Origin of the sequence: Stenotrophomonas sp. 610A2, assembly GCF_030549615.1 — a bacterium.
Classification (GTDB): domain Bacteria; phylum Pseudomonadota; class Gammaproteobacteria; order Xanthomonadales; family Xanthomonadaceae; genus Stenotrophomonas; species Stenotrophomonas pigmentata.
In genome coordinates this window covers 4303170-4317520 of record NZ_CP130832.1, presented here as the reverse complement: position 1 = coordinate 4317520, position 14351 = coordinate 4303170, and the positions used below count along the sequence as shown (strand labels likewise).

Below are 14351 nucleotides of genomic sequence, written 5' to 3'. Positions count from 1 at the left end.
TCAAGGGGATGACAGCGGTGTGCTGGTGGTCGCCAGCCCATACATGCGGGCGGTCCTGCCAAGCTTGTCCTCGATGCGGCTGCGCAGGGACTCGGGTGCATGCACGAGGATGTTTTCAGCGAGGCCGAATACCCACCACAGCGTTTCCTGGTCATCGGCGACGTGCGCGGACAGCCGCTCCCAGTCGCTATCGGGCAGCCGCTGCAACACCTGGTCCTTGCTGAGTGGTGTTTCGCGCAATGTCTGCGCGAGCTGCGGGTGGACGTCGGCAACCAGTTCCACCACGCCGGTACCCTGCCTGGGAGTAAAAGCGGCCGTCGGCAGATAGGCGTCCAGATCGAAGTCCTCGTCCCGGGCTTGCGCATCCATGACCGATGCGGACTGGATCCGGTGCAATGCGAAATGGCGGATGTCGGTGTAGTCACCCACGTTGGCCAACAGGTAGGTGACTGGGCCGCGAGATACCAGGCCCTTGCAGTGAAGTTGCAGGGTCTTGGGCTCACCCTTCACCCTGCTCAGGTAGGCAACCTGCAGTTGGCGGCGTTCCAGCAGTGCGTTGGCGACCTGCTCCCATACCTGCGGTGCGACCCCGGCTGGCAACAAGGCCTTGCCATTGGGCAGTACCCGCACGCTGCGTGCCCAGTTGCTCAGGGTGTTGTGCTCAAGCGATTGCAGATGTTGCCGTGCCTGGGTGAATTGCGGCTGCAGCGACGCCAGGACAGCTGGCGGCAGGATCTGCTTCAGATGGTCTTCGGCCAGATGCATGGCCAGCGCTTCAGCAGGATCGGGTGCAGGCTGGTTGAAATGGGCATCACGGTCGAAGCACCAGCGCACCACTTTGCCGTCCTCGACGGGAATGATCGGGAAGTGGCGGCTGAGCTTGTCGTTGAGGTCACGTTGCAAGGTGCGCAAGGTGATGTTGAAACCACGGTCCTTCAATGCCGCCAGCAGTTCCTGGGTGGTCTTGCCGCGATGGCGTGGAATAAGCCCGAGCGTCACCAGGTTGCGTACGAGAGGGTCCTTGGGATCGTTATCGGGCATCAGCTCTGACCAGTTGGGATGGCTGCATGGGCAGTCGGTTACTGCAGCTACCAGGCAAGCCTGCGGACATATGGCGACAGATCATGTCGCCGGTCGCTTCGGTGCTTCCCGGACCACGGCGTGGTGGCGATGCCATCACTTGAACAGCGACGGTCTGGCAGTGCTTGTGCTGGTGCGAAGCGCAGGGCTCGAGGCCGGTTCAACAAGCGCGGAGCGGGTACGTGCAAAAGTGACTTCCATGAAACGCAATCCTTTGTTCCTTGCTGCGGCAGCGTGATGTTTCCTTCATGGCCGCGCGGGACGGTTGATCCAGCTTGGCACTGCACCTTGATAGCGGCATGGCGGCGCTGAAGTTTAGCTCGGTGATGCAGCAGAGCCGCTGGCATGGTGCATATGAAAAACCCCGGGATCTTTGCGATCCCGGGGCTTCGTTGGGGTGCTGGATCGCCAAGGATGGTCAGCTCTGGCGGGCCACCTGGAAGCCGGCGAACGACTGGCTTACCGGCATCAACTCGATGCGGTTGACGTTGAGGTGCGCGGGCAGCGTCGCCACCCAGAAGATCTGCTCGGCGATGTCTTCGGCGGTCATCGGATTCGCGCCGCCGTACAGCTGGTCGGATGCGGCCTGATTGCCGTGCGTACGCACCAAGGTGAATTCGGTTTCGGCCATGCCCGGCTCGATTGCGGTCACGCGCACGCCAGTGCCGTGCAGGTCCGAGCGCAGGCCCAGCGAGAACTGGCTGACGAAGGCTTTTGTGCCGCCGTAGGCATTGCCGCCCGGATACGGGTAGAGCGCGGCGGTGGAGCTGATGTTGATGATCGCGCCACGACGCTCTACGAGCTTGGGCAGCAGGTGATGGGTCAGCGTCACCAGCGCGGTGATGTTGGTGTCGATCATCGTGCGCCAGTCTTCCAGGCTGGCGTGCTGGGCCGCAGCGGTGCCTTGGGCGAGGCCTGCGTTGTTGACCAGCAGGTCGATGTCGCGGAAGGCGGGCGGCAGGGCGGCCAGTGCGGCTTCCATTGCGGCGGCATCGCGGATGTCGAAGGCGGCGGCGTGGATCTTGTCGGCGCCGAATTCTTCAACCAGCGGCTGCAAGCGCTCGGCACGACGACCGGTGGCGATCACCTTCCAGCCGGCCGCAGCAAAGCGGCGGACAGCGGCGGCGCCGAAGCCGGACGTGGCACCGGTGATCAAAGCGGTCTTGGACATTGCGGAATCCTAGGGGCGGGGGATGTTGATTTTCGCACTTTGGGACGTTTGGGGTGTGGGGTCGAGGGCACAAGCAAGTACCAAAGCAAAAAGCCAAAGCCAAAGCCAAAGCGCCCCTCATCCCAACCCTTCTCCCGCAGGCGGGAGAAGGGCTAAAGCTAAAGCTAAAGCCACAGCCAAAGCCACAGCCAAGCACTTCTCCCCAACCCTCCCCGGCGCCTGCGGCGCAAGGGAGGGTTGGGGAGGGGTGCTCTTCGCAGGAAAATCAGCGTCGCAAGAGAAACCAGCTCTCGAGCAAATGCGCACTCAAAGCCCCAGGTGCCTGCACGCACCGGCGCTACAACGGCACCAACAAAAAGCCCCAACATCAAAGCGACGTCAGGGCCTGAATGATCGAGAAGCTTTTCGAGCGACCTGTCAGTCGCAACAGCCCCCTTTAGTAAAGGGGGCGCGCCGACAGGCGCGGGGTTTTGGATAAGAAGGGCACGGGGCCCAAGATTCGCGAAGCAAATCTTGGGGGTGAAGCCGCCATCGGCGGTTTCACCTCTCCCCTTTAGTAAAGGGGGCGCGCCGACAGGCGCGGGGTTGTGGAGAAGACGGGCATGGGGCCCAAAGTTTGCTTCACAAACTTTGGGGTGAAGCCGCCGTAGGCGACTTCACTGCGCCTTGATCGCCATCGCCTGCAAGCCGGTGCCGTTGAGCTTGGCCTTGGCCTCTGCCAGTTCGCTGGCGGTGCCATACGGGCCCATGCGCACGCGGTAAACGGTGTTGCCGTTGATCTGCGCCGATTCCACCCGCGCAGCCAAGCCCATCATGGCCAGCTTGGCCTTGGTCGATTCGGCATCACCCGACGCACCAAACGCACCTGCCTGCAGGATGTAGCGAACATTGTCGGTCGCTGCCGCCGGTGCGGCAGCGGCAACAGTCGCCGCTGGCGCAGCCGCAGCAGGTGCCGGCCTTGGTGCGGTGGCCGCAGGTGCTGGGGTAGCGCTGGCAACCTGGGCCGGACGCGCCGCCGTTTCACTGATCGGTGCCGGCTGGCGAACCGTCTCGCTCACCGGTGCCGGCAACGGACGCCCTTCCAGTGCCGCCTGTGCACGCTGGGCCTCGGTCGGTGGCGTGGCAGGCGTAGTCGGCGTTGCTGCCGCGCTCGCGCGCGCTGCAGCAGCACGGCGCTGCTCCTCGGCCTTGGCGCTGGCTGCCAACTCGGCGTCGGACATCTGTACTTCCGTGCCCGGCAGCAAGGTGTAGAAGTCGTACTGGGTGGCTGGCTTCTCCTCCGGCTTGGCGCCGGCAGGGGTGGCTGGCTTGTTCGATTCCACACCGGCGTCGACGTCGGCATCGGCAACCGGCGCCGGCTGTGCGTCCGGGTTGGGTTGTGGGCCTACGCGCAGGAAACCATCGCCGTCCTTCTTGAACAGGTTGGGCGCCGCCAGGAACACCACCGCCGCAATCGCCACGCCGGCAACCAGCCACACCCAGCCGGGCGTGCCATTGTCGTTGTTGCGCCGGGCTTGGCTTTTGCCGCGTCGTGCTGCCATGTCTACTGCGTCTCCAGGTGTTTACATCTTTTCCGGGGCACTGACGCCCAGGATGCTCAGGCCGTTGGCCAGGGTCTGCCGTGCGGCGCTGGCCAAGGCGAGCTTGGCGTTGCGCTCGGCGGCATCATCCACCAGTACCGGCGTGCCGTGATACCACGTGTGGAAAGCGTGTGCCAATTCACGCAGATACTGCGCGATCTGGTGCGGTTCCAGCGCGATGCCGGCCGCTTCCACCACTTCCGGGTAACGCGAGATTTCGTTCATCAGTTCCAGCGAGGCGTCATCGCCAAGACGCGACAGCGCCGCCAGGCCTTCGACCTGCTTGTAGTCCAGGCCCTTCTCCTGCGCCTGGCGCAGCAGCGAGCAGACGCGGGCATGCGCGTACTGCACGTAGAACACCGGGTTGTCGCTGCTCTGCTGGCGGGCCAGGTCGATGTCGAAGGTCAGCTGCGAATCGGGCTTGCGCGCGATCAGGAACCAACGCACCGCATCGCTGCCCACTTCTTCGATCAGGTCGCGCAGGGTCAGGTAGCTGCCGGCACGCTTGGACAGCTTCACTTCCTCGCCACCGCGCATCACCGTCACCATCTGGTGCAGCACGTATTCCGGCCAGCCCTTGGGAATGCCCAGGTCCAGCGCCTGCAGGCCGGCGCGCACGCGCGCCAGCGAACCGTGGTGGTCGGCACCCAGCTCGGTGATGGCGCGTTCGTAACCGCGTTGCCACTTGCTCAGGTGGTAGGCCACGTCCGGCAGGAAATAGGTAAAGGTGCCGTCGGACTTGCGCATCACGCGGTCCTTGTCGTCACCGAAATCGGTGGAGCGCAGCCACAGCGCGCCGCCTTCCTCGTAGGTATGGCCGGAGCTGATCAGCTGCTGCACGGTCTCGGCAACCTTGCCGTCCTTGTACAGCGAGCTTTCCAGGAAGTAGATGTCGAAATCCACGCCGAATGCGGCCAGGTCCAGGTTCTGCTCGTTGCGCAGGTAGGCAACGGCGAAGCGGCGGACTTCTTCCAGGTTCTCGGCATCCTTGGCGGCGACGATTTGGCTGCCTTCCAGGTCCACGGTCTCACCGAGCAGGTAGGCCTTGGCCACGTCGCCGATGTATTCGCCGTTGTAGGCGTCGGTCGGCCACTGCTCGTCGCCCGGCTTGAAGCCGCGCGCACGTGCCTGCACCGACTTGGCGAGGTTTTCGATCTGCACGCCGGCGTCGTTGTAATAGAACTCGCGCTTGGCGTTCCAGCCGTTGGCTTCCAGCACGCGGGCGATGCAGTCGCCGATCGCACCGGCGCGGCCGTGGCCGACATGCAGCGGGCCGGTCGGGTTGGCCGACACGTACTCGACGCCGACGCTGCGGCCGTTGCCACTCAGGTTGCGGCCGTAGTCTTCGGCTTCCTTGAGCACGCTGACCACTTCGCGCTGGTAAGCCACCGGCGAGAGTTTGAAGTTGATGAAGCCAGGGCCGGCGATCTCGACATTGACGATGTCGTCGCTGACCGGCAACGCGGCAACCAGTGCCTGCGCGACGGCGCGCGGATTGCTGCGCGCGGCCTTGGCCAGCAGCATGGCGGCGTTGGTGGCGAAATCACCGTGTTCGCGGGTCTTGGGTCGCTCGACCACGAAATCCGGCGGCAGGGTGTCGGCAGGCAAAGTGCCGTTGGCGCGCAAGGCTTCGATGCCTTGGCCGATGAGGGCGCGGAGTTGGGCTTTCACGTGACTATTCTGCTTGAAGCGCGGAACTGACCATTTTACCTGACCTGCGGCAAGGCCGCCCGCGAGGCGCCGGCAGGGGTCAGGAATGTCAAAAAAACAGAAAACCCGCCATGGGCAGCAGGCGCAGGGTGTTCCAACCCCGCCCCGACGGATCCGGGGTGGGCGCTGCGGGCAGATCGATTCAGGCCGCCCCGCTCAGACCCAGCCACGTGCGGCCAGCGACACCGGTGCGCCGTCGCCGATCACGAAATGGTCGAGCAGACGGATATCCACCAGCGCCAGGGCCTGCTGCAGGCGCTGGGTGATGGCGCGGTCGGCCGCCGAGGGCTCCGGGTTCCCGGACGGGTGGTTGTGGCCGAGGATCACCGCTGCGGCGTTGTGTGCCAAGGCCTGGCGGACGACTTCACGCGGGTGGACCTCGGCGCTGTCCACCGTGCCTGTGGATAACTCCTCGAAGGCCACGGCCCGGTGGCGGTTGTCCAGGAACAGCACGGCAAACACCTCCTGCGGCCGGTGGCGCAGGCGCTGGGCGAAGTAACGGCCGGCGGCGGCCGGATCGGTCAGGGCCTCGCCACGCTCCAGCGCGGCAGCCAGATGGCGCCGGCCCAGTTCCAGCGCGGCGCTGAACTGGCAGGCACGGGCGGGGCCCAGCCCGGGCAGCTTGGCCAGTTGTGGTGCGCTCCGGTCCAGCAGTGCCCGCAGCGGACCATGCGCCTGCAGCAGCTCGCGCGCTGTCTGCACGGCATCACGCCCGCGCAGACCCGAGCCAAGGAAGATCGCCAACAGTTCAGCATCGGAAAGCGCGGCCACGCCGCGTGCAAGAAGCTTCTCGCGCGGGCGTTCAGCGCTGGGCCAATCACGGATATGCATGAGTGGCAGATTCACCGCCATTTGCCAAAAACTGGATCAGGCGCAACAAAGCCTTCGGTTAAGCTAACCCTTCTTCTGTACCTAGGAATATCCATCCGTGACCAGCGTTTCCCCCACTTCCCGACCTTTGGAAGGACAGAAGCTGCTGCTATGCGTAGGCGGCGGCATCGCCGCGTACAAGTCGCTGGAGCTGGTACGCCGGCTGCGTGACGCCGGCGCTACCGTGCAGGTGGCGATGACGGCGGGTGCACAGCAGTTCGTCACCCCCTTGAGCTTCCAGGCGCTGTCCGGCCATCCGACCCGCACCACCCTGTGGGACAGTGCCGCCGAACAGGCCATGGGCCATATCGAACTGGCGCGCTGGGCCGACCGCATCGTCATCGCCCCGGCCACCGCTGACCTGCTGGCGCGGCTGGCGCACGGCAACGCCGACGATCTGGTGACCACGCTGTGCCTGGCAAGTACCGCGCCGCTGACCGTGTGCCCGGCAATGAACCACCGCATGTGGCTGCACCCGGCTACCCAGGCCAACATGGCGCTGCTGCGCGAGCGCGGCGTACAGGTGATCGGGCCGGAAGATGGCCCGCTGGCCGAGGGCGAATCCGGCCCGGGCCGGGTCAGCGAGGCGCCGACCATCATTGCTGCGCTGGCGGGCGGCTTGGCCCCACAGGCACCGGCCAAACCGGGGCGGCTCAACGGCATGCGCGTGTTGATCAGCGCCGGCCCCACCTATGAAGACCTGGACCCGGTGCGCTACGTCGGCAACCGCTCCAGCGGCAAGATGGGCTACGCCCTGGCCGCCGCCGCCGCCCGTCAGGGCGCGCAGGTGGTACTGGTCAGCGGCCCAGTGCAGTTGCCCACCCCGGCCGGTGTGCAGCGCATTGATGTGCGCTCCGCCGCGCAGATGCGTGACGCCGTGCTGGGGGCCTTGCCGGCCGATATCTACATCGGCGCCGCCGCCGTGGCCGATTACACGCCACGCCAGGTCTCGCCACAGAAGCTGAAAAAGACCGCCGGCACCCAGACGCTGACGCTGGAACTGGTGCGTACCGCCGACATCCTGGCCGAAGTGGCCGTGCAGGAGCAGGCATTGAAGCTGGTGGTCGGTTTTGCCGCGGAAACTCACGACGTCGAGAAGTACGCACGTGGCAAGCTGGCCGACAAGCACCTGGACCTCATCATCGCCAACCAGGTCGGCATTGCCGGCAATGGCTTTGAAAGCGACCAGAACGCCGCCGTTGCCTACTGGAATGGTGGCCTGCGCGAGTTCCCGGGCACCGCCAAGACCCAGCTTGCCGAACAGTTGTTGGATTTGATTGCCGAGAGGTTGGACGCATGAGTAATGGACTGCAGCCCTTGCAGGTGAAGTTGTTGGACCCGCGCTTCGGCGACAGCTGGCCGCTGCCGGCTTACGCCACCGAGGCCAGCGCTGGCATGGACCTGCGCGCAGCCACCGAAGCGGCGCTGACGCTGGAACCCGGCGACGCGGCACTGCTGCCCAGCGGCATCGCGATCCATATCGCCGACCCGGGCCTGTGTGCGGTGGTGCTGCCGCGTTCGGGGCTGGGCCATCGGCACGGCATCGTGCTGGGCAATGGCACCGGCCTGATCGATGCCGACTACCAGGGCCCTCTGCTGATCAGCGTGTGGAACCGAGGCCGCGACGCATTCACGATTGAACCGGGCGACCGTATCGCGCAGTTGGTGGTGATGCCGATTGCACGCGTAACGTTGCAGGTAGTAGATACTTTCATCGACAGTGCACGTGGAACGGGTGGATTCGGCCACACCGGGGTGCGCTGACAGGGGGAGACGCACGATGAGCCAAGGGAATGAGAGCGGGCGGCAACGTCCCGCACTGGGTCGTTCAACGCCACTGCTGGCGGTACTGCTGCTGCTGTTGGCCGGCTGGTTCGGCTGGAGCGCGGTGGAGCAGTGGTTGCAGTCGGGCACCAGTGTCGGGCTCGAGCAATCCCGCGATCAGGCCGTGGCCGATGTGCAGAAAGCGCTGTCCGCACAGACCACGCAGTTCACCCGGCAACTGACGCTGGAACCGGTGAAGGCCGCCTTGGCCAGTGGTGATGCCGCGGCGGCAGCCCTGGCGGTACGTGACAAGTGGAACGGCGTGGAAGACGCGCAGGTGCTCGATGCCACCCTGGCCGAGGCCTATGCCGATCCGGCGACGTTCGGATATTCGCGATTGGCGCTGCTGGAGCAGGCCATGGCCGCCGGCCAGCCGACCGCGCAGGTGGTCCGCGATGGCGGCAGCCCGCGCCTGGGCCTGGCGGCACCGGTGCTGCTGCAGGGCAAGCCGGCGGTGATCTACATCCGCCAGCCGCTGACCCGGCTGACCTCGGTGTTTGACGGCATTGATTCGCCGGACAGCGCTTTCCTTGGTTTGCGCCAGGGCGGTTTCACCATCGTCCAGAAAGGTGCATCCGAGCTGGGCAACAGTGCTGACGCGCTGGCACGGCCGGTCGGTGACAGCGGTTTGCGCGTGGTCGCCGAGCTGCCAGATGCCAGCACCGGCGCGTTGGGGCTGGGCGTGGTTTCCAGCGCCATCGTGGCGTTGCTGTTGCTGGGCACTGCCTTGTTGTTGCTGCTTGGTCGCAAGCGCTTGATGAACCTGCCGGCGCTGCGCAGGAATACCGCCGAAGTTGATGATGGTGGCCTGACGTTGCAGGAAGCCTTGGAACAGGACCCGCAGCCACTGCCGGTACCAGCCAACGCAGGCAGCGATGATACGCCGCAGGCGCGCGTCGAACCTGGCGCCGATGCGGTGCTGCCGGTCATCTTCCGTGCCTACGACATCCGCGGTGTGCTCGGTGACGAGTTGAATGCCAACGTCGCTACCCTGATCGGCCAGGCCATCGGCAGTGAAATGCAGGCGCAGGGCCTGCGCGATGTGGTGGTGGGCCGCGATGGCCGCCTGTCCGGCCCGGAGTTGAGCGACGCCTTGATCACCGGCCTGCGCCGTGCCGGTTGCGATGTGATCGACATCGGCATGGCGCCGACGCCGGTGGTCTACTTCGCCAGTTATCACCTGCGCGCCGGCAGCTGCGTGGCAGTGACCGGCAGCCACAATCCACCGGACTACAACGGCTTCAAGATCGTCATCGGTGGCGAGACGCTCTCCGGCGACGCCATCACCGACCTGTACAAGCGCATCCAGGAAGGCCGCCTGCAGCGTGCCGACAACGAAGGCAGCCTGCAGCAGCGCGAGGTCATCAACGACTACGTGCAACGTATTGCCGACGACGTGCAACTGGACCGTCCGTTGAAGATCGTTGCCGATGCCGGCAACGGTGTGGCCGGCGCGGTGGCACCGCAGCTGCTGGAGGCGATCGGCGCTGAAGTCATCCCGCTGTACTGCGATGTGGACGGTGAGTTCCCCAACCACCATCCAGACCCGAGTGACCCGCACAACCTCGAAGACCTGGTGCAGATGGTCAAGCGTTTCGACGCTGACCTTGGTGTCGCCTTCGACGGCGATGGTGACCGCCTTGGTGTTGTGACCAAGGAAGGCAAGATCATCTATGCCGATCGGCTGCTGATGCTGTTCGCCGCCGATGTATTGACCCGCAACCCGGGCGCGATGGTCATCTATGACGTGAAGTGCACGGGCAAATTGTCGGACTACATCCTGCGCAATGGCGGCAGCCCGATGATGTGGAAGACCGGGCATTCGCTGGTCAAGGCCAAGATGCGCGAAACCGACGCCGAGCTGGCCGGCGAGATGAGCGGCCACTTCTTCTTCAAGGAGCGCTGGTACGGCTTTGATGATGGCCTGTATGCGGCGGCGCGCTTGCTGGAAATCCTCGCGCAGCGTGATGAAGAGCCGTCCGAGGTATTGGACGAGTTGCCGGATGCAGTCTCCACGCCGGAGTTGAAGGTGGCGGTGGAAGAGGGCACCCAGCATGCGCAGGTGGCCTTGATCGTGGCTTCGGCGCAGGTGGAGGACTCGGTGTTCTCCGGTGCGCGGATTTCGACGATTGACGGCCTGCGTGCCGATTTCAGCGATGGCTGGGGCTTGGTGCGTGCCTCCAACACCACGCCGGTGCTGGTGCTGCGTTTCGAGGCCAATGATGAAGTGGCGCTGGAGCGGATCAAGGGCGTGTTCCGCGAGCAGTTGCTGCAGGTGTTGCCGGCGGGGACTGAACTCGGGTTCTGATCGGCGGTGCTGTTGTGCAAGAGCCGTCCACGCATCGCGTGGGCGGTTTTTTGTTTTCTGGTATTTGGGTTCTCGCCAACTGCTTGCGGAGCAGATTCTGCTGGAGGGCTGTGGATTTCCGCGAAGAGCACCCCTCCCCAACCCTCCCCTTGGCTACGCCAAAGGGAGGGGGTGTAGTGCGCGCAGCCTGTCAGACCGAAGCGCAGCCGCCTGTCTCCCTCCCTTTGGCATAGCCAAGGGGAGGGCCGGGGAGGGGTTGCTGTTGCCTCTACTTCTGCCAGCGCTGGTTTGTAGGAGCGGCGTCAGCCGCGAAGCCACTGCACCTTCAGCTTCAGGATGGCTGCAATCGCCGATTGCTTGGCGGCTGTTGTTTCGCCCGCTTCGCGGCTGATGCCGCTTCTACAAGCTGCCCGGATCAGGTCCCACCAAACCGCAAACCAACCCCGGGCTCGGTGAACAGATACCGCGACTCCAGCGCCGAATCGCCGAGCTTGTGTCGCAACCGCCCAACCAGGATGCGCAGGTAATGCGTGTCATGCCGATGCGTCGGCCCCCAGATTTCCTGCAGGATCTGCGGCTGGGTCACCACCCGCCCGGCATTGCGCAACAACAACGCCAGCAGCGCATATTCCTTGCGGGTCAATGCAATCGCCTCGCCATCCATGCGCACATCGCGGCGCGACAGGTCGATATGCAGGCGGCCGTCATCGAACACCGGCACCTGGCCTTCGCTGTCGGTGCTGCGGCTGCGTAGCAGGGCACGCACCCGTGCCATCAATTCCTGGGTGCCGAACGGCTTGGTCACGTAATCATTGGCGCCGTTGTCCAAGGCGCGCACCTTCTCGGCTTCGCCGGCACGCACGCTCAGCATGATCACCGGCACCTGGCTCCATTGCCGCAGCTCGGCCAGCACATCGTGGCCTTCCATGTCGGGCAGGCCGATATCCAGCACCACCAGATCGGCGCCATCCTCGGCCAGACGTTGCAGTCCCTCGGCGCCGTTGGCGGCCTGGCTGACCGCATAGCCCTGCGCGCGCAATGAAATATCCAGGAAGCGCCGGATCTGTACTTCGTCATCGACCACCAGCACGCGCGGCGGTGGAATGGCCGGCGTTTCAGCCGTCATCGCGCGGGCTCTCGGGGCGTGGCTGGAGCAGGGGCAGGGTCATGCGTATCAGCGTACCGCGTCCGTCGCGTCCCGGCAGTGCTTCGACACTGCCACCGTGTGCGCCGATCATGCCCTGGCAGATGGTCAGGCCCAGACCGGTGCCCTGACGGCCACGGTCGCCACGTTCCACGCTGTAGAACATGTCGAAGATGCGCGAGCGCTCGGCATCGGGAATGCCCGGGCCGGCGTCGATCACCTCGATGCGCAGTTCGTTGGCCTGCTGGCGCGCGCGCACTTCCACCGGTACGCCCGGTGGCGAGAACTTTGCTGCGTTCTCCATCACGTTGAACACCGCCTGCTCGACCAGCGCCGGGTGCACCCAGATCGGTGCCATATCCGCCGGGATATCCAGCTGCAGGCGCACGTCCGGCTGGTAGCGCTGCAGGCGGCGTGCGGCCGAGCCGATCAGCTCGTCCACGCCGATCCAGTCACGGTTGAGCTTGAGCCCGTCGTGGCCGAGCCGGGTCATGTCGAGCAGGTTCTGGATGTAGCGGTCCAGCCGCTCGCCCTCGACCACGATGGTGTCGAGCAGGGCGCGGCGGTCGCTGGCATCCATCGCATCGGCGTAGTTGGACAGGCTGTCGGCCGAGCCGATCATCGCCGCCAGCGGTGAGCGCAGGTCGTGCGAGACCGAGGACAGCAGGGCCGAGCGCAGGCGCTCGGTTTCATTGTGCAGATGGGCGGTTTCCAGATCGGCCACCAGCCGCGTGCGCAGTGCCGCCTGGGCGATGTCGTCAGCCATCGCCTCCACCAGCTGACGTTGTTCCGGGGCCAAGCGCGGATGCTGATGGTCAAAGCGCAGGCCGGCCACACCGATTGCGCGAGCATCGCCATCGAGCAATGGTAGGAACCACCAGCCTGCGCCGGCCAAGGTATCGGTGAAGCGACCGGCCGGCTGCCCATGCCGCAGCGACCAGTCGGCGGCAGCCAGATCGGTGTCGCCCGGTGCGGCCGTGCCACTGGTGCTGGTGTCATCACCCAACCGCACCCATGCCGGTGCATCCAGTGCCTGTTCCAGTGCCAGGCGGCCGGCATGCGCGACCTGGGCGTTGTCGGTGGCACCGACAAGCTGCCGGCCCAAGGTCTGCCGCACATTGGCATGGCGATTGGCCGCGCGCAGCGCCACCACCTGCATGCGCAGGCGCGATGCCAATCGTCCGGCCACCAGCGCAGCCGCGAGGAACAGGAAGACGGTGATCACGCCTTGTCGCGCGCTGATCGCGAAGGTGAAGCGCGGTGCGATGAAGAAGAAGTTGTAGGCGAGGAAGCACAGCGTCGCTGCCAGCACCGCCGCGCTCATGCGGGTGCGTGCAGCCACCAGCACCACCGCGACGATGAACACCATTGCCAGATCGCTCAGGCCTATCCAGTGCTCGCCCAGCCATGCGGCCAGGCAGGCGCCGACGGTGGCCAATACCGCCGTCATCGCATCCTTGCCCCAGCTGTCCGGGGCGAGCGACAGGCCGAAGCGACGCGCGTTGGCGCGTGCCTGCGGCGTGCTGATGATGGTGATCTCGTAGTGCGCGCCACGCTGGATCAGCTGCTGGGTCAGGGTCTGGTTGAACAGCCGCGCCAGCGGCCGCTCGCGGGTGCGGCCCAGCACCAGCGACGACACCGCGTTGTGCGCGGCGTAGTCGAGCAGCGCATCGGCAATGCCCGGCCCGTGCAGCAGCTCGGCATCGCCACCCAAGCGCCGCGCGAGTGCGAACGCATCATCGATCTCGCGACGGGTGGCCTCGTCGTGGCGGCGGTGCTGCACGGTCACCACTGTCCACGGTGCATCGCGGCGCTCGGCGATGCGTCGCGCCACCCGCACCAGATACTCGCTCTGGCCGCCACCGTCGATGGCAACCACAACGCGCCGCCGCAACGGCAGATTGCCTTCGCCGCGCGCGGCGCGGGTTTCGCGCAGGCTGCTGTCGACGCGGTCGGCGGCTTCCTGCATCGCCAGTTCGCGCAGGGCGGTGAGGTTGGCCGGCGAGAAAAATGCCTGCAATGCCTGCGCCGCCTGCTCGGGCACATAGACCTTGCCCTGCTGCAGGCGCTCAATCAGCTCGCGCGGTGGCAGGTCGACCAGCACGATGTCGTGCAGGCGGTCGAACACCACATCGGGCACGGTCTCGCTGACGCGCACGCCGGTGATACGCATCACCACATCGTTGAGGCTTTCCAGATGCTGGATGTTGATCGTGGTCCACACATCGATACCGGCATCGAGCAGCTCCATCACGTCCTGCCAGCGACGTTCGTGACGACTACCGGGAGCATTGCGATGGGCCAGCTCATCGACCAGCACCAGTGCCGGTTTGCGGGCCAGCACCGCATCCAGATCCATCTCCTGCAGCTGATGGCCGTGGTACTCCAGTACGCATATTGCAATGCGCGGCATGCCGTCGAGCAGGGCAGCGGTGTCGCTGCGGCCGTGGGTTTCAACCACGGCCGCCACCACATCCACCCCACGCCGCAGCTGTTCCTGGGCGCGGGTGAGCATGCTGAAGGTCTTGCCCACGCCCGGTGCGGCGCCGAGGAAGACGGTCAGCTTGCCGCCGGCATCGCGTTGCAGGGCCTCGGCCAAGGCATCAGCCTGGCGGCTACGGGAGTCGTTCATGGCTGCGATTGTGCGCTGTTGCCGGTGCGGCC

General features: G+C 65.6%; 10 protein-coding genes. 3 read left to right on the top strand and 7 right to left on the bottom strand.

From position 1 onward, the window contains the following. From Q5Z11_RS19095 to radC, 5 genes are all read right to left on the bottom strand, one after another. Complete coding sequence (locus Q5Z11_RS19095) at positions 1–1041, bottom strand: helix-turn-helix transcriptional regulator (protein WP_303747848.1); 1041 nt, start codon at positions 1039–1041, stop codon at positions 1–3. A 457-nt stretch (positions 1042–1498) separates the two neighbouring features. Further along, the gene (locus tag Q5Z11_RS19090; RefSeq protein WP_303747847.1) at positions 1499–2251 is read right to left on the bottom strand and encodes an SDR family NAD(P)-dependent oxidoreductase; all 753 of its coding nucleotides are present in this window, start codon (positions 2249–2251) and stop codon (positions 1499–1501) included. A gap of 656 nt (positions 2252–2907) precedes the next feature. Further along, a complete protein-coding gene (locus Q5Z11_RS19085) occupies positions 2908–3792 on the bottom strand; it encodes an SPOR domain-containing protein (RefSeq protein ID WP_303747846.1) in 885 nt (294 codons plus the stop codon). 21 nt (positions 3793–3813) lie between these two features. Beyond that, a complete protein-coding gene (gene argS, locus Q5Z11_RS19080) occupies positions 3814–5502 on the bottom strand; it encodes an arginine--tRNA ligase (RefSeq protein ID WP_303747845.1) in 1689 nt (562 codons plus the stop codon). A gap of 195 nt (positions 5503–5697) precedes the next feature. Beyond that, positions 5698–6372, bottom strand: a complete 675-nt coding sequence (gene radC / locus Q5Z11_RS19075) for a RadC family protein (RefSeq protein WP_303750088.1) — start codon at positions 6370–6372, stop codon at positions 5698–5700. A 97-nt stretch (positions 6373–6469) separates the two neighbouring features. Here radC and coaBC point away from each other — a divergent pair, with 97 nt between their 5' ends. From coaBC to Q5Z11_RS19060, 3 genes are read left to right on the top strand one after another with little or no spacing between them, the layout of a single operon-like run. After that, the gene (gene coaBC / locus Q5Z11_RS19070; protein ID WP_303747844.1) at positions 6470–7711 is read left to right on the top strand and encodes a bifunctional phosphopantothenoylcysteine decarboxylase/phosphopantothenate--cysteine ligase CoaBC; all 1242 of its coding nucleotides are present in this window, start codon (positions 6470–6472) and stop codon (positions 7709–7711) included. Further along, positions 7708–8175 (top strand): dUTP diphosphatase, encoded by a 468-nt coding sequence (gene dut, locus Q5Z11_RS19065; protein WP_282272235.1) that lies wholly within the window; start codon positions 7708–7710, stop codon positions 8173–8175. Before coaBC ends, dut begins: the two co-directional genes overlap by 4 nt. Positions 8176–8191: 16 nt before the next feature. Then, the gene (locus Q5Z11_RS19060) at positions 8192–10543 is read left to right on the top strand and encodes a phosphomannomutase/phosphoglucomutase (protein WP_303747843.1); all 2352 of its coding nucleotides are present in this window, start codon (positions 8192–8194) and stop codon (positions 10541–10543) included. Between the two features lie 415 nt (positions 10544–10958). Here Q5Z11_RS19060 and Q5Z11_RS19055 read toward each other — a convergent pair whose 3' ends face one another. Further along, positions 10959–11669 carry a response regulator transcription factor gene (locus tag Q5Z11_RS19055; protein WP_303747842.1) on the bottom strand — a complete coding sequence of 237 codons (711 nt, stop codon included), beginning with the start codon at positions 11667–11669 and terminating at the stop codon, positions 10959–10961. Further along, complete coding sequence (locus Q5Z11_RS19050; RefSeq protein WP_303747841.1) at positions 11659–14319, bottom strand: sensor histidine kinase; 2661 nt, start codon at positions 14317–14319, stop codon at positions 11659–11661. The genes Q5Z11_RS19055 and Q5Z11_RS19050 overlap by 11 nt, the downstream gene beginning before the upstream one ends. Positions 14320–14351 lie beyond the last annotated feature (32 nt).